Source organism: Sphaerisporangium sp. NBC_01403, from assembly GCF_045040145.1.
GTDB lineage: Bacteria > Actinomycetota > Actinomycetes > Streptosporangiales > Streptosporangiaceae > Sphaerisporangium > Sphaerisporangium viridialbum.
The window spans coordinates 1,965,076-1,986,725 of sequence record NZ_CP109534.1 but is presented as its reverse complement, the minus strand read 5'-3'; the positions used below and the strand labels follow the sequence as shown (position 1 = coordinate 1,986,725).

Below are 21,650 nucleotides of genomic sequence, written 5' to 3'. Positions count from 1 at the left end.
ACGCTCAATCCGCGACCCTAGCCCAAATGGGCCTCGTCAGCCGAGACGACCGTCCCGGGCGGCGGCGATCTTGGAGGGAAGGCTCCAGAGCTGGACGAAGCCCTTTGCGAGCGACTGGTCGAACGCGTCGCCCGTGTCGTAGGTCGCCAGCGAGAAGTCGTACAGCGAAGCCTCGGAGCGGCGGCCGGTCACGACGGCCCGTCCGGCGTGCAGGGTCATGCGGATGTCGCCAGAAACGTACTTCTGCGCGTCGGCGATGAAGGTGTCGAGCGCGTCCTTGAGCGGGGAGAACCAGAGGCCGTCGTAGACCAGCTCGCCCCACCGCTGGTCGACCGAGCGCTTGAACCGGGCGAGGTCGCGCTCGACCGTGACGTTCTCCAGCTCCATGTGGGCGGTGATCAGGGCGATCGCGCCCGGAGCCTCGTACACCTCGCGGGACTTGATGCCGACGAGGCGGTCCTCGACCATGTCGAGCCGTCCGACGCCCTGGGCGCCGGCGCGCTGGTTGAGCTCGGCGATGATCTGGAACGGGGTGAGCGAGCGCCCGTCCAGGGCCACGGGCACGCCCGCCTGGAAGGTGATGACGACCTCGTCGGCCTCGCGCGGCTGCGACGGGTCGGCGGTGTAGGAGTAGACGTCCTCGATCGGGGCGTTCCAGATGTCCTCCAGGAACCCGGTCTCGACGGCCCGGCCCCAGATGTTCTGGTCGATGGAGTACGGCGACTTCTTGTTGACGTCGATCGGCAGGCCCTTCTCCTCGGCGAAGGCGATGGCCTTGTCGCGGGTCCAGGCGTAGTCGCGGGCGGGGGCGATGACCTTCAGCGAGGGGTTCAGCGCGGCGAGGCCGGCCTCGAACCTGACCTGGTCGTTGCCCTTGCCGGTGCAGCCGTGCGACACGTGGGTGCCGTCGAACTCCTTGGCGGCGGCGGCCAGGTGCTTGACGATCAGCGGCCGGGACAGGGCGGAGACCAGCGGGTAGCGGTCCATGTAGAGGGCGTTGGCCTGGAGCGCCGGCACGCAGAAGTCGGCGGCGAACTCCTCGCGGGCGTCCACCACGACCGACTCGACGGCGCCGCAGTCGATGGCGCGCTTCCGGATGACCTCCATGTCCTCGCCGCCCTGGCCGACGTCGACGGCCACGGCGATGACCTCGGCGCCGGTCTGGTCGGCGAGGAAGGGGATGGCCACGGACGTGTCGAGGCCACCGGAGTAGGCGAGTACCACCCTGTCAGTCATTGCTCTGCTCTCCAAGGAAAAGGAATTTCGTATTGGCTTGCGGGGAACGCCCGGTTCGCTCGGGTTCTGAAACTGGCCCGCATGATCGCGGGACGCCCGGCTCACACGGGCTGACTACGTCGATCGGTCAGTCTGAGCAAGGACTCCGCGAGATGGTCCCCGCCCACGGGATCCCGGCTGATCACCAGGATCGTGTCGTCGCCGGCGACCGTGCCGAGGATCGCCTCCCAGTCGGCGTGGTCGAGCGCGGAGGCGAGGAACTGCGCGGCCCCCGGAGGGGTGCGCACGATCACGAGGTTCGCCGAGGCCTCGGCCGAGACCAGCAGCTCCTCGGCGACCCGTCGCAGCCGGGCCGCCGGGCTCTCGCCGGCGCCCATGCGGGTCAGCGGGATGCGCGCGCCGCCCTCGCCCGGCAGCGCGTACACCAGCGAGCCGTCGTCCGCCCGCAGCTTCAGCGCGCCCAGCTCGTCGAGGTCGCGCGAGAGCGTGGCCTGGGTGACCTCGACTCCGCTCTCGGCCAGCAGCCTGGCGAGCTCGGGCTGTGACTTGACCTTGTGGCGGTTCACCAGATCGGCGATCTTCGCGAGCCTTCCGGCCTTGGTCAGCGGGATCGTCATCGCGCCACCAGCCAGTGGAGCAGGGCCTTCTGGGCGTGCAGGCGGTTCTCCGCCTGGTCCCAGACTACGCTGCGCGGGCCGTCCAGCACCTCGGCGGTGATCTCCAGGCCGCGGTAGGCGGGCAGGCAGTGCAGCACCGTCGCGTCGGGGGCCGCCAGGCCGAGCAGCCCGGCGTTCAGCTGGTACGGCATGAGCGCGGCGACCCGCTCGTCCTTGCCGTCCTGGCCCATCGACACCCAGGTGTCGGTGGCCAGCACGTGGGCGCCGGCGGCGGCCACGGCCGCGTCCGACAGCACAGTGACCGACCCTCCGGCCGACGCGGCGATCTCGGCCGCGCGGTTGAGGATCAGCGGGTCCGGCTGGTACGCGGCGGGCGCGGCGACGCGGATGTGCATCCCCGCGGTGGCGCCGCCGAGCAGGTAGGAGTGGGCCATGTTGTTGGCGCCGTCGCCCAGGTAGGTGAGCGTCTGACCGGCGAGTGGGCCTCGCCTCTCCCGCACGGTGAGCAGGTCGGCGAGGATCTGGCAGGGGTGGAACTCGTCGGTCAGCGCGTTGACGACCGGCACCGACGACGCCGAGGCCATCGCCTCCACGCGCTCCTGGCCGAAGGTGCGCCACACGATCGCGGCGACCTGCCTTTCGAGGACGCGGGCGGTGTCCTCGATCGGCTCTCCCCTGCCCATCTGGGAGCTGCCCGCGTCGATGATCAGCGGCTGGCCGCCCAGCTCGGCGATGCCGACCGCGAACGAGATGCGGGTGCGGGTGGAGTGCTTGTCGAAGATCACCGCGACGGTCATCGGGCCCTCGAACGGACGGTAGCCGTACCGGTCCTTCTTCATGGCCTCGGCGAGGTCGAGCACCTCGGCCTGCTCCGCGGGGCTCAGGTCGTCGTCCCGCAGGAAGTGCCGGACGGCTCCCGGGGCGCCACCGTACGGGCTCACGGGGCCACCTCCGCGAGGATCGCCGGGAAGGCCTGGAGGAAGGAGTCGACCTGCTCCGTAGTGATCAGGAGCGGCGGAGCGATGCGCACTGCGCCGGGCTGCACCGCGTTGACCAGGAACCCGGCCCGCTGGGCGGCGGCCTGGACGTCGGCGGCGCGGTCGGCGGTGAGCACGACGGCCAGCCAGAGCCCCCGGCCGCGCACCCCGGCCACCAGCGGATGGCCGATGGCGGCGATGCCGTCGCGGAGCCGCTGCCCGGTCGTGCGGACCTGGCCGAGCAGGCCGTCGCGGTCGATGGTGTCGATCACGGCCAGAGCCGCCGCCGCGGACACGGGGTTGCCGCCGAAGGTCGAGCCGTGGTCGCCCTTGGCGAAAAGCGTGCCCGCGTCGCCGAAGCCGACGCAGGCGCCGATCGGCATGCCACCGCCCAGGCCCTTGGCCAGGGTCAGCACGTCGGGGACGATGCCGTCGTGCTGGTGGGCGAACCAGTGCCCGGTGCGGCCGATCGCCGACTGGATCTCGTCCAGCACCAGTAGCGCCCCGGCCGCGTCGCAGATCTCGCGCGCGGCGGTGAAGTAGCCGGCCGGGGGCGGCACGACGCCCGCCTCGCCCTGCGTGGGCTCCAGGAACACCGCCACGCAGTCCTGGGTGACGGCCTGCTTGAGCGCGTCGGCGTCGCCGTACGGGACGAAGCGCACATCGAGCGGGAACGGCCCGAACTGGTCGCGGATGGAGGCCTTGCCGGTTAGCGAGAGCGCCCCGAGCGTGCGACCGTGGAAACCGTTGTCCGCGGCGAGGAAGTACTTCCTGCCGGTGCTCCTGCCGTACTTGATGGCGAGCTTGAGCGCGCACTCGTTCGCCTCGGTGCCGGAGTTGGCGAGGAAGACGCGGCCCGGGGCCTTCAGCAGGCCGAGCAGGCGCTCGGCGAGCAGCACCTCGGGCTCGTTCACGAACAGGTTGGAGGTGTGCGCGAGCGTCGCCACCTGCCGGGACACGGCCTCCACCAGGGCGGGGTGCGCGTGGCCGAGCGAGCTGACCGCGATGCCCGCGATCAGGTCGAGGTAGCGCACGCCGTCCGCGTCCCAGAGGTAGGCCCCCTCGCCGCGCACCGGGACCACGGGCGGGACCCCGTAGTTCGGCATGAACGCGGCCTCGAAGCGCTCCGTGAGCGACCCTGCGCCGGTCATGAGTCCACCTCGGGCACGACCATGGTTCCGATCCCCTCGTCCGTGAAGATTTCGAGCAGCACCGAGTGCGGCACCCTGCCGTCGAGCACGTGCGCCTGCGGCACACCTCCGGTGACCGCCGTCAGGCAGGCCTCCATCTTGGGCACCATGCCGCTGGACAGGCCGGGCAGCAGCTTGGCGAGCTCGCCGGCCGTCAGCCGGCTGATCACCTCGGAGGCGGAGCCGTCCCCGGAGGCCGGCCAGTCGGCGTACAGGCCCTCGACGTCGGTGAGCACGACGAGCTTGCCGGCGTTCAGCGCGACCGCGAGCGCCGCGGCCGCGGTGTCGGCGTTGACGTTGTAGATCTCGCCGTCCTCGCCGCGCGCGATCGAGGACACCACAGGGATGCGCCCGTCGCCGAGCAGCGCCTGGACGGCTCCCGCCTCGACCCTGACGATCTCGCCGACCTGGCCGATGTCGACCTTCTCGCCGTCCACCTCGGCGTGCTTGCGCTCGGCGGTGAACAGGTGGGCGTCCTCGCCCGACATGCCGATGGCGAACGGGCCGTGGCGGTTGATCAGGCCGACGACGTCGCGGTTGACCTGGCCGACCAGCACCATGCGCACGATCTGCATCGCCTCGGGCGTGGTCACCCGGAGCCCGGCCGTGAAGCTGCTCTCGATGCCGAGCCTGTCGAGGTGGTCGTTGATCTGGGGACCGCCGCCGTGCACCACGACGGGCTTGAGGCCCGCGTGCAGCAGGAACACCATGTCGTCGGCGAAGCTCTCGCGCAGGCCCTGGTCGGCCATGGCGTGCCCGCCGTACTTGACGACGACGGTCTGGCCGCGGAAGCGCTCGAGCCAGGGCAGGGCCTCGATGAGGACGGCCGCCTTGGCGTGCGCCTGGGGTCCCGCGCCGGGTGTCAGCCCCGCGCTCATGTCGAGTACGCCGAGTTCTCGTGGACGTACTCGGCGGTGAGGTCGGTGGTGTGGACGGTCGCGGAGTGCGGGCCGGCCGAGAGGTCGATCGTGATCGTCACGTCCCGGGGGCGCAGGTCGACCTTGGCGCGGTCGTCTCCAGCGGCGCCGCCCCGGCAGATCCAGATGCCGTTGATGGCGACGTTGAGCCGGTCGGGCTCGAAGACCGCGTCGGTGGTGCCGACGGCGGAAAGGACGCGGCCCCAGTTGGGGTCCTCGCCGTGGATGGCGCACTTGAGCAGGTTGGACCTGGAGACGGCCCTGCCGACGGTCACGGCGTCGTCCTCGCGGGCGGCGCCCACGACCTCGATCGCGATGGCCTTGGTGGCGCCCTCGGCGTCGACGAGGAGCTGCCTGGACAGGTCGGCGCAGACCTCGGTGACCTTCTTCTCGAACTCGGCCGGGTCGGGGGTCACGCCGGAGGCTCCGCTGGCGAGAAGCAGCACGGTGTCGTTGGTCGACATGCAGCCGTCGGTGTCGAGCCGGTCGAACGTGACGCCGACGGCCCTGCGCAGCACCCGGTCGAGCTCCTCGGCCGGCACGTCGGCGTCGGTGGTGATCACGCTCAGCATGGTGGCCATGCCCGGCGCGAGCATGCCCGCGCCCTTGGCCATGCCGCCCACCATGTAGCCCTCTCCCCTGCGGAAGGAGATCTTGGTGACCGTGTCGGTCGTGCGGATCGCGTCGGCGGCGGCGAGACCGCCGTCCCTGGACAGCTGGGCGGCGGCGGTCTCGACGCCGGGGAGCAGCAGGTCCATCGGCAGCCGCTCGCCGATCAGCCCGGTGGAGCAGACCGCCACCTCACCGGCCGAGTCGCCGATGAGCTCGGCGACCTTCTCGGCGGTGGCGTGGGTGTCCTGGAAGCCGTCGGGGCCTGTGCAGGCGTTCGCGCCGCCGGAGTTGAGGACGACCGCCCTCACCCTGCCGCCGGCGAGCACCTGCTGGGACCAGAGCACCGGGGCGGCCTTCACCCGGTTGCGGGTGAAGACCCCGGCGGCGGCCCGTGAGGGGCCGTCGTTGACGACGATCGCGACGTCGCGGGTGTCACGTGACTTGAGGCCCGCGGCGACACCTGCCGCGCGGAAGCCGAGGGGTGCGGTGACGCTCACGCGTGCCCTCCTGGGATCCGTGTTGTCTGGCTGCGCTCGCTCACGGGGCGACTCCATTGAGGGGAAGGCCGAGTTCTTCTGCCAGGCCGAGGGCGAGGTTGGCACTCTGGATGGCCCCGCCCGCGGTGCCCTTGGTCAGGTTGTCGATGGCGACGACGGCGACGACGCGCCCGGACCGCTCGTCGAGGGTCACCTGGAGCGCGGCGGTGTTGGCGCCGAGGGTCATGGCCGTCGCGGGCCAGGTGCCCTCGGGCAGCAGCCGCAGGAACGGCTCGTCCTTGACCGCCGCCTCGTACGCCTCGCGCAGCGCGGTCGCGGTGAGGCCGGGAACGGCGGGAGCGGTGCAGGTGGCGAGGATGCCCCGGCTCATCGGGGCCAGCATCGGGGTGAAGGAGACCTTCACCGGGCCGCCCGCGACCTTGGAGAGGTTCTGCGCGATCTCGGGGGTGTGGCGGTGGGTGCCGCCGACGCTGTAGGCGCTGACCGAGCCCATCACCTCGCTGCCGAGGAGGCTCGGCTTGGGCGACCTGCCGGCGCCGGAGGTGCCGCTGGCCGCGACCACCACGACGTCGGGCTCGGCGAGGCCCGCGGCGAACGCGGGGAACAGGGCGAGGGTGGCCGAGGTCGGGTAGCAGCCGGGCACGGCTATGCGCTTGGCGGTGCGCAGCAGGTCACGCTGGCCGGGCAGCTCGGGCAGCCCGTACGGCCAGGTGCCGGCGTGGGCGCCGCCGTAGAAGTGGGCCCACTCGGCGGCGTCCTCCAGCCGGAAGTCGGCGCCGCAGTCGACCACGAGCGTATCGTCACCGAGCCGCTCGGCGACGGCGGCGGACTGGCCGTGCGGGAGGGCCAGGAAGACGACGTCGTGACCCGCGAGGGTCTCGGCGGTCGTCTCCTCGATGACCCTGCCGGCCAGGGCGGGTAGGTGCGGCTGGTGCGCGGCGAGCGTGCCGCCCGCGCTCGAACCCGCCGTCAGCGCGCCGATCTCGATGGCGGGGTGGGCGAGGAGAAGGCGCAGCAGCTCGCCCCCGGCGTACCCGCTGGCTCCGGCGACCGCCGCCCTCATCGACCCACCTCGCATTTTCATGCACTCGCCCTCATGACTTCTATATAGAGAAAGTATGCACGCCCAAGCATCTTCATGCAAGCGAGCGTGCTCGGCGCGGTGGTCTGGAACAAGCCTCTGTTGTCCGTACCTACCGGTCGGTATCGTCACTTGGCAACGGCACCTACTCACCCCGGGAGTCACCGCGCATGACTGTCACGAACGACCAGGTCCAGGCACAGCTCACCGGACCGGGCCAGCTCTTCGAGATGGACGAGGTCGAGATCCGCGGGACCAAGCTCCGGACCTGGAAGCACGCCCCGGCGACCTTCCGGGCCCTTCTGGAGAACAGCCGCTTCCACGGCGACAAGGTGTTCCTCGTGTACGAGGACGAGCGGATCACCTACGAGGAGCACTACCGGCGGGCGGCGACGCTGGCCGGGCGGCTCGTCGAGGACTTCGGCGTGACCAAGGGCGACCGGGTCGCCATCGCCATGCGCAACTACCCCGAGTGGATCGTCGCGTTCTCGGCGACGCTCGCGATCGGGGCGATAGCCGTACCGCTCAACGCGTGGTGGACCACCCCTGAGCTGGAGTACGGCCTGACGGACTCGGGCGCCAAGGTCGCCGTCGTCGACGGCGAGCGAGCCGAGCGGCTGACGGACACCGACGTCCCCCTGATCGTCACCCGCACCACCGGCGAGCTGCCCCCCGGGGCCCGGGAGTTCGCCGAGGTCCTCGGGGAGGTACGTGCCGACGTGGCGCTGCCTGCCGTCGAGCTGGACGCCGAGGACCCGGCGACGATCTTCTACACGTCCGGGACGACCGGCCGTCCCAAGGGCGCGCTCGGCAGCCACCGCAACCTCGGCCAGTCGCCGATGACCGTCGCCTACGCCCTGCTGCGCAGCGTGGCCATGGCGGGCAAGGACCCGGCCTCGGCGGTGAGCACCCGGCGGATCACCCTGCTCTCGGTGCCGCTGTTCCACGTCACCGGCTGCTTCGCGGTCATGACCGCGACCATGTTCACCGGCGGCGGCCTGGTGCTGATGTACAAGTGGGACCCGGGGCTGGCACTTCAGCTCATCGAGCGCGAGCAGGTGACGATCCTCACCGGAGTCCCCACCAACGCCTGGCAGCTGCTGTCGCATCCGGACTTCGGCAAGTACGACATCTCCAGCCTCGGCGGAGTGAGCTACGGCGGCGCGCCGGCCCCGCCCAAGCTGCTTGAGCGCATCAACGACCAGCTGCCTCAGCGGCAGGCGTCCAACGGGTACGGCATGACGGAGACGACCGCGCTCGCGATCTACAACAGCGGGCCGACGTACCTGGCCAAGCCCGACAGCATCGGCCTGCCACTGGCGGTCTGCGACGTGCGGATCTCCGACCCGCTCGGCAACGAGCTGCCAGTGGGCGAGGTGGGCGAGCTGTGCATGCGCGGCCCCAACGTGATCACGGGCTACTGGAACCGCCCGGACGCGACCGCGGAGACGTTCGTCAACGGATGGCTGCACACGGGCGACCTCGCGCGGGTGGACGAGGAGGGCTTCGTCTACATCGTCGACCGGGCCAAGGACATGGTCATCCGGGGCGGCGAGAACGTCTACTGCGCCGAGGTGGAGGCGGCCCTGTTCGAGCACCCCGCCATCGACGACGCGGCGGTCATCGGGATCCCGGACGACGAGCTCGGCGAGCAGGTCGGCGCGGTCGTCCGGCTCAAGCCCGGCGTGCCGGCGACCACGGAGGAATTGCGGGAGTTCCTGCGGGGGGCGCTGGCCCCGTTCAAGATCCCGGTCCGCTTCTGGTTCCGCGACGCCGAACTCCCCCGCAACCCCGGCGGCAAAATCCTCAAAACCCACCTCCGCAAGGAGACCCTGGGCCTGTGAGGTTCCACGCAAGGAGACTCTCGGGCTCTGAAGTCCCACGAAGGCGGCCGGCTCCCCGACGCCCCGTCCGGATCTCCTTCTTCCGGTCCCTGGATGCGAGTGGTTAAAGGTTCGAGTCGTCTCGGCCGCACATACGTGAGAGGCCCTCCGGATCATCCTGGAGGGCCTTTGTGATCCCCACCGCGCCGGATGTCGGTGGGGAGATGGACCATAGGGCGGGTGTTCTGCCGGCGGTGTTGTCGGAGAGCAGGAACGGCTCACCCGCGCTGAAGGAGCAGGGAGACGAAGCCGAGCACGCCTCTGTAGCCGTTGAGCCACATGTCGCGGTGCTCTCTCACGGCGGCGAGGGCCTGCTCACCGTCGGGGCCTGGATTGCCGGCCGCCCAGCGTGCCAGCGTGCCGGTCCACGACCACTCGTACTCGTCCCACTCGGCCAGGTCGCTCACGTGGGCGTAGACGGTCAGCCAGCCTTTGGACTCGGCGGCCTCCACCGTGCCTGCCAGGTCGGAGTAATCGCCGAGGGCTTCGACGATCTCCGGAGCGGGGGGTCGTTCCCAGAAAGCCTCGCCCACCAGCGCCAGCCCGCCAGGCCGTACGAAGCGGGCGAGCCCGTCCATCGTCTCCTTCAAGCCGCCGAAGGCGTGGGTCGAACCCAGGCAGAGCACCAGGTCGTACGGCTCGGAGGCGGAGAACTCCGCGGCGGGCATCGAGTGCAGCGAAAGCCGGTCGGATGGACCTCGCGCGCCGGCCGCCCGTTCCGCGGACGACAGGGCGTACGGCGAGATGTCCACACCGTCGGCCACGGCCGAGGGAACGAGCTCAAGCGCCCGAAGCGACCATTCGCCCTCGCCGCACCCGAGGTCGAGGATGCGCGCCCCCTCCGGCAGCGCCGCCCGGCGCAGCAACCGATCGAGGTTGGTCTCTGAGACGGGCGCGGCGATCGGGTGGTCGCGGTGGGCGATGGCACTGAGCAGTTGTCGATCCATGCCGTCCATCCTCCCGACGGGCGCAATCGATTTTGGGTCGGGCGTGCTCGGTGAGATCCAGGAAGATGACAGTTCTCACCTGCAGCAGGGCCTGGACCGTATGTCCGTCCTGACACGGGTCTGGACCAGGAAAAATCGGTGCCCGGTGGTCCCCCCGCCCTCCACACTTGCCGCCTGTGTCCACCAGACCTGCGGGAACGCTCAGGACGCTGCTGCTCCGCCTCCGTATGGACGTGAGCCCGCTGCGCGAGTCCCGTGACTTCCGTCTTCTGCTGGGCTCGGGCGTGATCACGATGTTCGGCAGCGTGCTGACCATGGTCGCCGTGCCGTACCAGATGAAGCAGCTCACCGGCTCCTACGTCGCGGTCGGGCTGGTCAGCTTGGCGGAGTTCGTACCCATGGTCGTGTGCGGCCTATGGGGCGGGGCGATCGCGGACGCGCTCGACCGGCGCAAGATCGTCGTACTGTCCGAGGTCGGCCTCTGCCTCACCTCAATGCTCCTCATGGTGAACGCCCTCCTGCTCCCCCCGCAGGCTCAGATCCCCGTGCTGTACGTCGTGGCCGCGCTCTCCGCCGGCCTGTCCAGCCTGCGCGGGCCCAGCGAGCAGGCGATCATCAACCGGGTGCTCAAGCTCGACCAGATGGGCGCGGCCTTCGCCATCCAGGGCCTCGCCCGCAACGCCGGGATGATCGTGGGCCCGGCCATCGGCGGGGTCATCGTGGTGACCTTCGGCCCCGCGACCTCCTACGGCGTCGACATCGTCTCGTTCCTGCTGTCGCTGGTCCTGCTGGTCCGGGTGAGGCCGGTCACCGTCGCCAGCGACGTCGCCCCGGCCTCGCTCAACTCGATGATGGAAGGGGTCAGGTACGCCGTCCGGCGGCCAGACCTGATGGGCACCTACCTGGTCGACATCGCCGCCATGGTGTTCGCGTTCTCCAACGCGCTCTTCCCGTTCCTCGCCGACGACCTGCACGCCACCAAGGCCCTCGGCCTGCTGTACGCCGCAGGAGGCATCGGCTCGGTCATCGCCTCGGCCACCTCCGGCTGGACCAGCCACGTCCACCGCCACGGCAGGGCCGTCATCATCTCCGCCACCCTGTGGGGCGCCGGAGTCACCGTCGCCTCCGTCATGCCCAACATCTGGCTGGTCGCGATCTTCCTGGCCGTCGCCGGAGGCGCCGACATGATCAGCGGCGTGTTCCGGGGCATCATCTGGAAGCAGAGTATCCGCTCATGGGGTTATTGGCCAGGCCGAGCAGTAACCATCTCAACCACAGAAGTCAGCGCCGCCCACTCCTGGCCTGACCTGGCCAAACGTCCACGAATGAGAGCCATGGCCCAATGCCCGGCGTGATCCACTAACCGCATCGAGCTTCAAACCGCGAGAACCTTCTCTACATGGTCAAGCCGCCGCTCTCGCGGCGGACCGCGTCGGGCCAGCGACGTGACGATGGAGAGGGGGAAGGGCTCTTGCGGACGCTGATCGTAGAAGCTGACGGAGGTTCGCAGGGGGGAACCCCGCCGAGAAAGGATGAGGGTACGGCGAGAGGCCAGAGCGGGCGGTGAGGTGTCGACCCCCGAGGCACCCGGAGGAGTCGAGAGGAATTGGGCACATCGCAGCCCTTGATGCCATTCACGGCCGACATGTCCAAAGACCTGCCCGACACCATTCTGGATTCCGGGGGCCGCGCCCGCCCGCAGGCGGCTGCGGCTCTTCGGCCGGTCCGCCCGCGGTCAGCGCGCCCCCGCGCCGCAAAGCGACGCGGAGATGATGGCGGCTGCCGATTGCTTGGTGCCGTTGGGATCTCTCCGAGGGGTGAAGGAGTGGGAGACGGGACACCGAGGCAGGAGCCAGAGCCGGACGTCATGACTCGGAGCGCGTGGCAGACGCCGAGGCGAGGAGGAGAAGAGGAGAGGTGAAGGGGCGGGAAGGACAGAACTTGGGGCGCTGCCCCAAACCCCGGCCCTCCTCGGAGATGGGGATCTTGCAAAGGGTGCGGGTCGGGACGTGGAATGTGGTCATCTCCTCGCCGGCCACCACAAGGGGTGCCAGACCGTCCGCCCGAGGTCAAGTCGTCCCGTGACCGTAGGACAACCAGCGCGCGAGGAACAGCGACCGGTACATGGAACACGCGAAGGACGACTTGACCCCGAGCTACCGGCCCGGCAGGTCTACGACTGCCCGACGAGGAGATGACCACAAGACCCCACCTCTGTGGATCGCTGACGCGAAGAGAGAGGACATCTAGACACAATTGGGACAATCGTATGAATGTAAACAAATCGTGAATAAAGGTGTGGATCTCCTCGGGGGTTGCGATCTTCGCGGTATCCGGCATGATATAGCGATGCCGCAAGTGCACGCTGCGGCTCCAGTGAGTGATCAAAGGAGATGACTCCGTGCAAGTCCTGCACCTCGGCGGCGAGTGGGAATTGGGTGAGCGGATCGGCGGCGGAGGCTTCGGCGCCGTGTACGTAGCGAAGTCGACTCGCGGGGAGGCCGTTGCAAAACTGGTCCCCAAAGAGCCTGGCGCCGAACGTGAGATGCTTTTTGTGGACCTGCCAAACGCGGTCAACGTTATTCCGATTATTGATAGCGGTCAGACCGCCACGCATTGGGCACTAGTTATGCCACGTGCGGACAAGTCTCTCAGGCAGTACATCGCGGAGCGGCAGGCCAATTTTGAAGTGGCCGAGGTTATCACGATCGTATCCGATGTCGCCGAAGCTCTGAGTAGCATCGAAGGTGCTGTAGTTCATCGGGACATTAAGCCGGAGAATATTCTGCTTTACCGAGGCCGCTGGTGTTTGGCTGATTTTGGTATTTCGAGGTACGCAGAGGCTGCCACTTCCACTGGTACGCGTAAGAATGCAATGTCCCCTCCTTATGCCGCTCCCGAGCGCTGGAAGTACGAGCGCGCACAAATCTCGACGGACGTTTACTCTCTTGGTGTCATCGCCTACGAATTGGTATCAGGATCATTGCCTTTCAACGGCCCCACTTGGGACCAGTTTCGTGAGCAGCACCTGAGGGTCGACGTGCCGCCCTTGAAGGGCGTACCCTCGGGGATCGCTGCAATTATCGACGAATGCCTCTATAAGGCACCTGGTGCACGCCCCGGCCCGCGCAACCTTCTCATGCGCCTTCAAAAAATGGCTACTCTTCGGCCCGAGGGTGGACTGGCCAAGCTTCAAGAGGCTAATCGCGCCGAGGTGATGCGAATCGCGCAGAGCGTTAGACGTGAGTCTGAATTACAGTCAGAGACAGAGAGGCGCGAAGTATTGGCTCAAGTGGCCGCGAGGTCTCTCTTACGCATAATGGATGCATTTCGGGAATCCGTCGCAGACGTGGCGCCGGCAGCCCGTATAGCAGAGAGCCCAGACGGCGGATGGGCTGTTGCGCTAAATAGGGCAACACTTTCGTTCTCCGGATTCCGTTCCACTCCGATGCATCCATGGGGGGGACGAAAAGAGCCAGCCTTTGATGTGATTGCACACGCGTTCCTAACGGTTTCCGCTCCGCCCAACGCTCAGGGTTACGGTGGACGTAGTCACTCGCTTTGGTATTGTGACGCCAAGGAGTCGGGGCAATACCAGTGGTATGAGACGGCTTTTATGGCCGGGATACTAGCTGGAAACCGTCGGCTCAGTGACATGGATCCATTCAGTCTAGTTCCTGGAGAGTTGTCAGCAGGAGCTTTGGTGCCAGGAACCGATGCGTATCAAGTAGCCTGGCCCTTCTCTCAGCTAAGCCTAGATGACTGCGATGAATTTATGAGTCGTTGGGCGGGTTGGCTCGCGGCGGCATCGGAAGAGCAGCTACAGCACCCGTCGCGTATGCCCGAACGTGAGCCGCAAGGAAGCTGGAGGCAAAGTTAATAGTGAAGTCCTGATATTTCTGTCACTGTACTTCGAGTTGTGCCGCTGGCATGGTTCGTTTTGCACGAGGCGATGGCACCGAACCAGCTTGCGTATGCATGACGGCAGTGCGATCTCGGAGGCATGGGGCACACTCAGGGCACATGGCAGCCGAAGACGTCGTCAACGGTTGACAGACGATCACAGCGTATTTGCAGGTCAGGGTGAAACTGGCCGGCGGTTGAGCAGGTCATAGGTTCGCCGCATTAGAAACTGGCCTACAGGCCAGTTGGGGCATGCTTGTCTCTAGAACAGCCCAACGATCAGTTGAAGGAGACATATGCGCTACTGGCTCATGACCTGGAACCCTCGCACCTTTCAGCTCGATGAACTGAGGCAGAGCGGCGGTACGCTCGAAGATTGGCGGGTCCGCCGCTTCTGGCGAGAGTTGAGTGCGGGAGACAAGTTCGTTCTATGGCGTACAGGCCGTGGTGGTATCGCTGCGGTAGGCAGCATCACCGGCGAGGCCGAGTTCAAGGATCCGCCCGCCCCAGAGCATTGGACAGAGAAGTCGGACCGAGCGTGGTTCGTCCCACTCGTGATCGATAGCTGGCATGATCGCGTGATTCCGTTCAAGACCCTTCGCGACGACGAGCGATTGGAAGGAATGATGTTTCGGCAGATGCCGGGCGGGAAGAACCCCCATCCCTTGACGGAAGATCACTGGAACGCCTTTATGTCTTACCTCTGAAGCCTGCTCCGTCCGTGCTCCGACAGGAGAGGCGAACTCATAGCGGGGGACCAGATGGGGACCACACGTCGTGCGCATAGCTGAACAAGCTGCACCTCACTGGACGTCATCCGTGGCTGACTGAAGGCCGATGAGCTGCAGAAACGCCTAGTCCAACGTCCTGGGGGTCAAGGGGGCGCAGGTTCAAATCCTGTCATCCCGACCAGGTTTTTACTGGTCGGCAAGAGTGTCACCCGAAGCAGCGAGAAGTAACACAGAGATCAACTTATGGAACAGGCCCCTAGTGCGCAGCCCGTTGGCCTGCTTGGCTGGTGGTATGAGGACTTTCCAGCGCTCCACCCAATCCTCCGGGCGTGCATTGATGAAGCTGATCGTAGTGGCGCTCCTACTAGGGGCCGCATTCGCCGCGGGCGCATGGTGGCTCCTGGCAACGGTGTGGAATGCCGTGTGGGATAGCGTGCCGATGCTGCCCCATACCCGCTAGTAGGTAGCTCAGCTCAGCTCCCCCGTGACAGTGCGAGATGCATTACTGATCTTTAATTCGGGATGTCGAGCGCTTCGGCTGGGTTGTGCGTCAAGGTCAGGCCGGTCTGGATGAGGCATCCGTCGATCAGGTGGGGTCGGTACTGGATCTTCTTCAGGCTGCGTTTGACGATCCGGACGAGTTGGGGCAGGCCGGCGACGGCGAGGTTGGCCAGGGGGCCGCGTTTGAGCAGTGACCAGATGCCTTCGGTGGGGTTGAGATCGGGGGCGTAGGAAGGCAGTTGGTAGACGGTCAGCCACTGCTCGTGCTCGTCGATGAACGCCCTCATCTGTGGGACCAGGTGCCGGTTGAGGTTGTCCCAGACCACAATGATCGGGGCGCCGAGCTGCTGGTGTGCCTGGAGGAGCAGGTCGCGGTAGTCGGTCCAGGCGAAGCTTTTGGATTCGCCCTTGCGGCGGCGGTAGAGATGCAGCCGGTAGATCAGCCGGGACCGCTGCCCGGGCTTGTAGCAGAGCATCCCGGCGATGGAGACGTATCCGGTGCCGCCGGCGCGGATGTGCACCGCGGGGGTCTGCCCGCGTCGGCCCCAGGTACGAGCGCGAGGCGGCCTCAGGCCTTGGCCCGCTTCGTCTTCGAAGCAGATCCAGGCGCCTTTGGCCGCCGCCGATCTTCCACCTGCAGCCAGATCTCCTTCTTCCATACCTCGATCGCTGCTTCATCTCGCTCGATCGCACGCCGTGCCGGCCGCTGGCAGGACCAGCCGTTGCGCCGCAGCAGCAGCCACACGCCCGGCACGGTGTAGCCGATGTGGAACATCCGGCCGATCAGCGTTTTGATCCGCATCAGCGTCCAGCGCTGGTCAGCGTAGCCGTGCGCCAGCGGGCCGCGCTCCAGCTCGGCCTCCAGACGGGCGAACTGCGACGGGCTGATCTTGGGCAGCGACGGCGGGCCTTGAGAGTGCAACGCCTGTGCGCCACCCTCGCGCCAGGCGCGCCGCCACCGTTCCACCGACCGTTCGGTGACTCGCAGCTTGCGCGCGATCACCGCGTTCTTGTCTCCCTGCGCGAACATCCCGGCCGCTTCCAGCCGTACCCGCTCACGACGCTGCTGTTCCTGGGGGGTGAACCCACCACCTTGCGCGTATCGCACACACTCGTCGTAACCGACGAATCAGCGGCCGTCAGCTATCCGACAAGGCCCATTTAAGTTCGGTATAGCAAGACAGGCATGCGGCACGCTTCACCAGGGTTCGCATCTGTCGACGACGCGTGAAAACTGGCTCTGTCCCACTTTTCGTGAGTGTGTCAGTCGGCCAGCAGGATGCGTTTGCGTAGGAGGTCGTGGTTAGCTCGGCCGTAGCCTTGGCGTTTGAGGGTCTTGATGCGGTTGACGTGGCCTTCGACTGGGCCTGAGCTCCAGGGCAGGGTGAGGCCGGCGGTGACGGCGTCCAGGTCGCGGCGTAGGCCGAGGACGAAGGAATGCAGGGCAGGTAGGTCGTCGGCATCGACGGCGGTCATCCACTGCTCAAGACGGTCACCGTGTCGCTGGGTCATCATGTGGGCGAAAGCTTGCACGTGTGCCCGGGTGGCGTGCAGGTGGGGGCAGTGCTGAAAGATCGCCTTCAACTGGCTGTTGTCGTCGGCGTTCAGGTTGTCGGGGTTGGTCATGATCCAGGCGGTGACCTGGCGTGGTCTGGGTGGAGCCGGTGTCGGCTCGGGGGAGGACGTGGCGGATCGCCATGGCCGTAGGTGGTCGCGGACGCAGGGGTAGCCGCCCTTGTAGCCCAGTGCCTGGATCTCCCGCCATAGCTGAGTGGCGTCGGTGCAGCCGGCATTCCATCGCTGCTGCAGGTAGGTGGTGTAGGGGGCCAGTTGGCTGGGGCGTCGGCCGGTGCCGTTGTTGACCAGGAGTTCTTCGGCGGACTGGGCGCGTGCGAAGCGCCGTATCGTGCCGCGGGCCAGTTGGAGTTCGCGGGCGATGGCCTTCAGGCTGTGTCCTTGAGTGAGAAGGTCATGTACGGCGGTGTGCCGCTGCCGGGCGCGCACGGCCCAGCGGTCTGTGCGAAGCGTGGGCTCCTGGCCAGGTGGCATGGGCGGTGAGGGTTCGCCGGGCTCACCTGCCGGGGATGTGCTGGAGTGGATGGCAGCGTGCAGGCAGGAGCGGTGCTTGGCAACGGTGCGCTCCACGGCCTGGCCCAGGTTGTGCCACAGATGCCAGCGATCAGCGACCTGGATGGCGTCTGGTGCGCCGCGGGTGGCTCCCTGGGAGTAGCAACCGGCCCGGTCCCGGCAGATCACCTGGATGCCGGGGTGTGCGGCCAGCCAGGTCGCGAAGGAGTCGGCTGAGCGGTCGGGCAGGATGTCGATCGGGCGTCGGGTCTCCACATCCACCAGCACCGTGGCGTAGGAGTGCCCTCGGCGCAGGGCGAATTCATCCACCCCCAGCACCCGAGGTGAGCCGGGACCCGGGTCGGGCAGGGCGCGGATCAGCCGCAGCAACGTCATCGGGCTCACCGCGGCGGCCAGCCGGCCTGCAAGCCGTGCTCCCGCCCGGCCTCCCAGCGCCAGCGCGACCGCTTGGAGGACCTCACCCAGTCCCGGGCTGCGCCTGCCATGCCGGACCGTCAAGCCGGGCACCTGCTCGGCGAAGGTCTTCTTCCCGCAGCCGGTGTTGATGCAGAAGAACCGGCGAACCCGCAGATGAATCAGCGTCTCCCGGCCAGCGACCGCCGTATCGCAGATGCTGCGCTGATAACGGCTGTGCACCCGGCCCGAGGTCACGCCGCAGTCGGAGCAGGGGACCTGGCGGACGTAGGTGCTGGCCTGGATGCGCACCGACCTTCCCGCCACAAACACCCGATCGACGCACAGATCCTCCAGGTGAGGAAACATGACCTTCAGCATCTCGGTAATCGACACCCGACATGATCACCAACGCCTGGCTCTGCCGCTACACGATCACCAAAAGTGGGACAGAGCCAACATTCAGCCGTCGTTGACAGCATCGAGGGGGGCGGGTCGGCGTCCGAGGAACGAGCGGCCGTTCCGTCGGCGTTCCGTGAGACCGCGAAAGGCTGCGCTGAACAGCAAAAGGCGACAGAAGGTCCCGTGCCAGCTCAAAGGCGTGATCGATCTATCGTCCCAGGTCGCCGGATGGCAGGTCAGAGATCTACACCATCTACGAGGGCACCGCTCGAAGTGATGTCCTACCAGGGCACATCGAGGGCACTGCGCACACCGCCCACGAAGGCGCTACTCGGTCGCGCCCTCGTCCCACTCGCCGACTGCTAGTTCTGTGATCTTGGCCTTACAACCCGCCATGAAAGCCGATTGGTCTTCCTTGGTCTTGGGGTACCACTCGCCACCGGGATTCTTGAGGAAGCGGTTCAAGCCCATCCGGCAGGTGATTGGGTTATTGGTTCGGTCGTAATCGGAACCAGTCACGAGAGTTTTCCAGGTTAGCTCTGCGGCCTCCCCACCTTTGGCGTAGAGGGGGTTCGCCGAATAGTCCTTGGTGGTCGCGGAGCCAGTCCCACCGCAGGCCGCCAAGCCCGCCACCAGTCCGGCCCCGATAGCCACTAGGATGATCATTCGTTTCATTACGTTCCTCATCATGCGAAAACCCCGGCAGTCACCAGGGCTCGCACAGCATAGAGCACAGCTCAGCTACGGCTTACGATGCGAGGTCGTCATCCTGGACAGCTAGCGAGGGATACTTGTCGTTGGTCAAGTCACCGAATGCCTTCACCTCAGGGGCGCCCTGGAAGCTGCGAGATCGGCCTGGCCGCGAGGGTGAGATCGTCCACGGTCGGGACATCTCGGACGCCCCGCCACGAGTCTGGCGTCGAGGAGTCAGCGAAAAGTCAGCGAGTCTGCTGCTACGGGACCGCTGCGGAGATCACTAGATGGCAGAGCGAGCGCATGTGACGGCCCCCGTCGGCACTCGCTGATCCTGTCCATCACGCCTCACCCGCGTTCGCATCGAAGTGGTCAGCGCTGTGGCGACCTTTCACTTCGCCCCTCACCGGCAGTGGTGGGCTTCCTTCGTCAGGCCCCGCAATGTGACTATTTGACTGGGCGAGCAGCACTGACAGCAACGTCCCCGCGCGTCGACGCGACTGATAACGGGTCACGTCCAGCGAAGTGGTGTATGAGTTATCTCTGCGTGATCCCGTTTCTGCAGGTTAAGCGGTAAGTGTCTGTGGGAGCGGGTTCTGATGGGGTGTGTCGCCGGGGATGACGCGTAGCCGGGTTTTGGCCAGCACATCCAGCCCCATGTAACGGCGGGCTTCGGTCCACTCGTCGGTCTGCTCGGCCAGTACCGCGCCGACCAGGCGGATGATCGAGGTGCGGTCGGGGAAGATGCCGACGACGTCGGTTCGCCGGCGGATCTCCTTGTTCAGCCGTTCCTGGGGATTGTTGGACCAGATCTGTTTCCAGATCTCGCGGGGGAAGGCGGCGAAGGCGAGTAGTTCCTCGCGGGCGGCGTCCAGGTGGTCGCAGGCGGCCGGGTATTTGGCCGACAGGGCTTCGATGACCCAGGCGTGCTGGGTGCGGACCTGCTCGGCGGTGGGCTGGTCGAAGATGGTACGCACCAGGGTGGCCACCCACGGCTGAGCGGACTTGGGCACGCAGGTCAGCAGATTGCGCAGGTAGTGGGTTCGGCACCTTTGCCAGCACGCGCCCGGCAGCGCGGCGGCGACCGCGGCCACCAAGCCGGTGTGGGCATCGGAGATCACCAGCTGCACCCCGTTCAACCCGCGGGCCACCAGACCGCGCAGGAAGGTCAGCCAGCCCGCGCCGTCCTCGGCCGAGGTGACCTCCAGGCCCAAGATCTCCCGGTTGCCGTTGTTGTTGACCGCGGTGGCGACCAGCACGTGCACGTTGATGATCCGCCCGCCCTCGCGGACCTTCTGGGTGAGGGCGTCCAGCCACACGAACGCATACGGCCCGGCGTCCAAGGCACGGGTACGGAACGCCTCCACCTGACCGTCCAGCACCTTGGCCATCTCCGAGACCTGGCTCTTGGAGATGTGCTTGATGCCCAGCTGCTCCACCAGCTTGTCCACCCGCCGGGTGGACACACCCAGCAAGTAGCTGGTCGCGACCACGCTGATCAGGGCCTGCTCGGCCCGCCGTCGACGCTCCAGCAGCCAGTCGGGGAAGTAGGAACCGGTCCGTAGTTTCGGGATCGCCAGCTCCACAGTCCCGGCGCGGGTGTCCCACTCGCGGGTGCGGTAGCCGTTGCGCCGGTTGGTCCGCTCGCTGGTCCGCCGGCCGTATCCGGCACCGCACAGGCCGTCGGCCTCGGCCGACATCAACGTCTCGGCCATGGTCTGCACCATGGATCGCAACAGATCCGGATCCTGGGTCTCCAACTGCTTGGCCAGCCAGCTCGCAGGGTCCACACTGTCGTTCACGGCCATCGCTCTCTCCTTCGATCTTGAACTACGCACTCGAAGGATCACGCGATGGCCGTCCTCATTTCACGACGCCACGCTGACTACCAGCGGAAACTCGTACACCACCTCCGTGGACGCAACCATAACGGAGGCTCGATGCGACCCGGCCACATAGGCTACGAGTCGTGATCCCGTTCACTCCTGGATACGCAGACGACTTTCGATCGGACCGAAAGCGCCTGCAGGATGCGTCGAGCTACGTAGGCGACTTCGAAGGGGCCGCTGGCAGAGTAGTGGCCCGGCTCACGGGTGAGTATGTGGCGCTTCAAGATGATGGCAGCGCCGATCGGATGCCGGACCTGAAGATCGTATACAGCGGCGGTCGAACTGCGTACGGTGAGGTCACCCTCGACATCGACGAGTCTTACGCAGCGCTGGGGAGCGAGGTGCTTAAGCGCCAATATCAGGTGGCCGCGCCGTCGCTGAAGAGGATCTGGTGGGTAACTCTGTCGCCTAAGGTCCGGGTCAACAGGCTGGAGCGGTCACTGCCGCTGACCCTTCAGAAGCTCGAAGCAACCGGAGACACATTCGAGACCGTCCTCTTCGAGCAGCGCCTCAGGGAACACCGTAACCCTCTTGTTCGCGTGCTCGCCGAGGTCGGCGTCATACGGCTTGCGTCCAGGCCGATTCAGCCCTCAGAGGCTGGACTCATTCATATTGGTGCTGGCGGAACCGGTGGACCAGTAGAGTTGGACTGGGCATCCTTTATAGAATACGTAGCGTCGTTTCTCAGTGATGAGAGTCGAGCAGATGTACGTCTGAAGCTTGCGGCGACTGAAGCTGACGAGCGGCACGCTTTTGTAGGCTTGACCTTCACCACGCCCTGGCCTGCCTATCATGCGCTCAACCACGCCTACAGCGGCTTGCCGCCCGAGCCTCCCCGCTTACCAGCCGAGATCACCCACCTGTGGGTCTGGGCCTATCCCCTGGGTCGGTGTATCGGGTGGTTCCCCGACCAGGGATGGTTTGACCCACGCGGACGCTGGGCGACGGACTGAGTTCAGGAGCGTGGGAGAAATCTTGCGCAGCGGCTGTGAATGCCTCCGCATCTCGGAAGTTGAGGCTATTCGCAAGCCTGGCTGTGGGCTCTTCGGAATTGTGGCCAAGCAGTGTGGCATGGCTCTCGATGTCTAAATCT

The 21,650-nt window shown here is 66.9% G+C and carries 18 protein-coding genes; 5 read left to right on the top strand and 13 right to left on the bottom strand.

Annotated elements, in window-relative coordinates; translation table 11 throughout:
- Positions 1 to 36: 36 nt before the first annotated feature.
- From OG589_RS08555 to argC, 7 genes are all read right to left on the bottom strand, one after another.
- Entirely contained in the window at positions 37 to 1,236 is a 1,200-nt protein-coding gene (locus tag OG589_RS08555; RefSeq protein ID WP_405147703.1) for an argininosuccinate synthase, read from the bottom strand.
- A 101-nt stretch (positions 1,237 to 1,337) separates the two neighbouring features.
- On the bottom strand, positions 1,338 to 1,853 hold the full coding sequence (locus tag OG589_RS08550; protein WP_405147701.1) for an arginine repressor: 516 nt from the start codon (positions 1,851 to 1,853) through the stop codon (positions 1,338 to 1,340).
- Positions 1,850 to 2,794, bottom strand: a complete 945-nt coding sequence (argF, locus tag OG589_RS08545) for an ornithine carbamoyltransferase (protein WP_405147699.1) — start codon at positions 2,792 to 2,794, stop codon at positions 1,850 to 1,852. Before argF ends, OG589_RS08550 begins: the two co-directional genes overlap by 4 nt.
- Positions 2,791 to 3,981 carry an acetylornithine transaminase gene (locus OG589_RS08540; RefSeq protein WP_405147698.1) on the bottom strand — a complete coding sequence of 397 codons (1,191 nt, stop codon included), beginning with the start codon at positions 3,979 to 3,981 and terminating at the stop codon, positions 2,791 to 2,793. The genes argF and OG589_RS08540 overlap by 4 nt, the downstream gene beginning before the upstream one ends.
- A complete protein-coding gene (argB, locus tag OG589_RS08535) occupies positions 3,978 to 4,898 on the bottom strand; it encodes an acetylglutamate kinase (RefSeq protein ID WP_405147696.1) in 921 nt (306 codons plus the stop codon). Before argB ends, OG589_RS08540 begins: the two co-directional genes overlap by 4 nt.
- Positions 4,895 to 6,046 (bottom strand): bifunctional glutamate N-acetyltransferase/amino-acid acetyltransferase ArgJ, encoded by a 1,152-nt coding sequence (gene argJ / locus OG589_RS08530; RefSeq protein WP_405147694.1) that lies wholly within the window; start codon positions 6,044 to 6,046, stop codon positions 4,895 to 4,897. The genes argB and argJ overlap by 4 nt, the downstream gene beginning before the upstream one ends.
- A gap of 40 nt (positions 6,047 to 6,086) precedes the next feature.
- Complete coding sequence (gene argC / locus OG589_RS08525) at positions 6,087 to 7,109, bottom strand: N-acetyl-gamma-glutamyl-phosphate reductase (RefSeq protein ID WP_405147692.1); 1,023 nt, start codon at positions 7,107 to 7,109, stop codon at positions 6,087 to 6,089.
- Between the two features lie 188 nt (positions 7,110 to 7,297).
- On the opposite strand from argC, the gene OG589_RS08520 reads away from it, so the two are divergent.
- On the top strand, positions 7,298 to 8,971 hold the full coding sequence (locus OG589_RS08520; RefSeq protein ID WP_405147690.1) for a class I adenylate-forming enzyme family protein: 1,674 nt from the start codon (positions 7,298 to 7,300) through the stop codon (positions 8,969 to 8,971).
- Between the two features lie 257 nt (positions 8,972 to 9,228).
- Here the strand turns inward: OG589_RS08520 and OG589_RS08515 are convergent, their stop codons facing one another.
- The gene (locus OG589_RS08515) at positions 9,229 to 9,957 is read right to left on the bottom strand and encodes an SAM-dependent methyltransferase (protein WP_405147689.1); all 729 of its coding nucleotides are present in this window, start codon (positions 9,955 to 9,957) and stop codon (positions 9,229 to 9,231) included.
- A gap of 176 nt (positions 9,958 to 10,133) precedes the next feature.
- Between OG589_RS08515 and OG589_RS08510 the strand changes: the two genes are divergently transcribed.
- From OG589_RS08510 to OG589_RS08500, 3 genes are all read left to right on the top strand, one after another.
- Positions 10,134 to 11,312 carry an MFS transporter gene (locus tag OG589_RS08510; RefSeq protein WP_405147687.1) on the top strand — a complete coding sequence of 393 codons (1,179 nt, stop codon included), beginning with the start codon at positions 10,134 to 10,136 and terminating at the stop codon, positions 11,310 to 11,312.
- A 1,046-nt stretch (positions 11,313 to 12,358) separates the two neighbouring features.
- Entirely contained in the window at positions 12,359 to 13,837 is a 1,479-nt protein-coding gene (locus OG589_RS08505; RefSeq protein WP_405147685.1) for a serine/threonine-protein kinase, read from the top strand.
- A gap of 319 nt (positions 13,838 to 14,156) precedes the next feature.
- The gene (locus OG589_RS08500; RefSeq protein WP_405147683.1) at positions 14,157 to 14,567 is read left to right on the top strand and encodes an EVE domain-containing protein; all 411 of its coding nucleotides are present in this window, start codon (positions 14,157 to 14,159) and stop codon (positions 14,565 to 14,567) included.
- 536 nt (positions 14,568 to 15,103) lie between these two features.
- Here OG589_RS08500 and OG589_RS08495 read toward each other — a convergent pair.
- From OG589_RS08495 to OG589_RS08475, 5 genes are all read right to left on the bottom strand, one after another.
- Positions 15,104 to 15,751, bottom strand: a complete 648-nt coding sequence (locus OG589_RS08495) for a transposase (RefSeq protein WP_405147681.1) — start codon at positions 15,749 to 15,751, stop codon at positions 15,104 to 15,106.
- Positions 15,661 to 16,200 (bottom strand): winged helix-turn-helix domain-containing protein, encoded by a 540-nt coding sequence (locus OG589_RS08490; RefSeq protein WP_405147679.1) that lies wholly within the window; start codon positions 16,198 to 16,200, stop codon positions 15,661 to 15,663. The genes OG589_RS08495 and OG589_RS08490 overlap by 91 nt, the downstream gene beginning before the upstream one ends.
- Positions 16,201 to 16,355: 155 nt before the next feature.
- Complete coding sequence (locus OG589_RS08485) at positions 16,356 to 17,942, bottom strand: ISL3 family transposase (protein WP_405147677.1); 1,587 nt, start codon at positions 17,940 to 17,942, stop codon at positions 16,356 to 16,358.
- 360 nt (positions 17,943 to 18,302) lie between these two features.
- Complete coding sequence (locus OG589_RS08480; RefSeq protein ID WP_405147676.1) at positions 18,303 to 18,665, bottom strand: hypothetical protein; 363 nt, start codon at positions 18,663 to 18,665, stop codon at positions 18,303 to 18,305.
- A gap of 569 nt (positions 18,666 to 19,234) precedes the next feature.
- The gene (locus OG589_RS08475; RefSeq protein ID WP_405147674.1) at positions 19,235 to 20,476 is read right to left on the bottom strand and encodes an IS256 family transposase; all 1,242 of its coding nucleotides are present in this window, start codon (positions 20,474 to 20,476) and stop codon (positions 19,235 to 19,237) included.
- 161 nt (positions 20,477 to 20,637) lie between these two features.
- Here OG589_RS08475 and OG589_RS08470 point away from each other — a divergent pair, with 161 nt between their 5' ends.
- On the top strand, positions 20,638 to 21,510 hold the full coding sequence (locus OG589_RS08470; RefSeq protein ID WP_405147672.1) for a hypothetical protein: 873 nt from the start codon (positions 20,638 to 20,640) through the stop codon (positions 21,508 to 21,510).
- The last annotated feature ends 140 nt before the right edge of the window (positions 21,511 to 21,650 follow it).

Coding starts and splice junctions, on each gene's coding strand:
- OG589_RS08555 (WP_405147703.1), bottom strand. CDS start 1,236: ATGACTGACAGGGTGGTACTCGCCTACTCCGGTGGCCTCGACACGTCC.
- OG589_RS08550 (WP_405147701.1), bottom strand. CDS start 1,853: ATGACGATCCCGCTGACCAAGGCCGGAAGGCTCGCGAAGATCGCCGAT.
- OG589_RS08540 (WP_405147698.1), bottom strand. CDS start 3,981: ATGACCGGCGCAGGGTCGCTCACGGAGCGCTTCGAGGCCGCGTTCATG.
- argB (WP_405147696.1), bottom strand. CDS start 4,898: ATGAGCGCGGGGCTGACACCCGGCGCGGGACCCCAGGCGCACGCCAAG.
- argC (WP_405147692.1), bottom strand. CDS start 7,109: ATGAGGGCGGCGGTCGCCGGAGCCAGCGGGTACGCCGGGGGCGAGCTG.
- OG589_RS08520 (WP_405147690.1), top strand. CDS start 7,298: ATGACTGTCACGAACGACCAGGTCCAGGCACAGCTCACCGGACCGGGC.
- OG589_RS08515 (WP_405147689.1), bottom strand. CDS start 9,957: ATGGATCGACAACTGCTCAGTGCCATCGCCCACCGCGACCACCCGATC.
- OG589_RS08500 (WP_405147683.1), top strand. CDS start 14,157: ATGCGCTACTGGCTCATGACCTGGAACCCTCGCACCTTTCAGCTCGAT.
- OG589_RS08495 (WP_405147681.1), bottom strand. CDS start 15,751: ATGGAAGAAGGAGATCTGGCTGCAGGTGGAAGATCGGCGGCGGCCAAA.
- OG589_RS08485 (WP_405147677.1), bottom strand. CDS start 17,942: ATGTTTCCTCACCTGGAGGATCTGTGCGTCGATCGGGTGTTTGTGGCG.
- OG589_RS08480 (WP_405147676.1), bottom strand. CDS start 18,665: ATGATGAGGAACGTAATGAAACGAATGATCATCCTAGTGGCTATCGGG.
- OG589_RS08475 (WP_405147674.1), bottom strand. CDS start 20,476: ATGGCCGTGAACGACAGTGTGGACCCTGCGAGCTGGCTGGCCAAGCAG.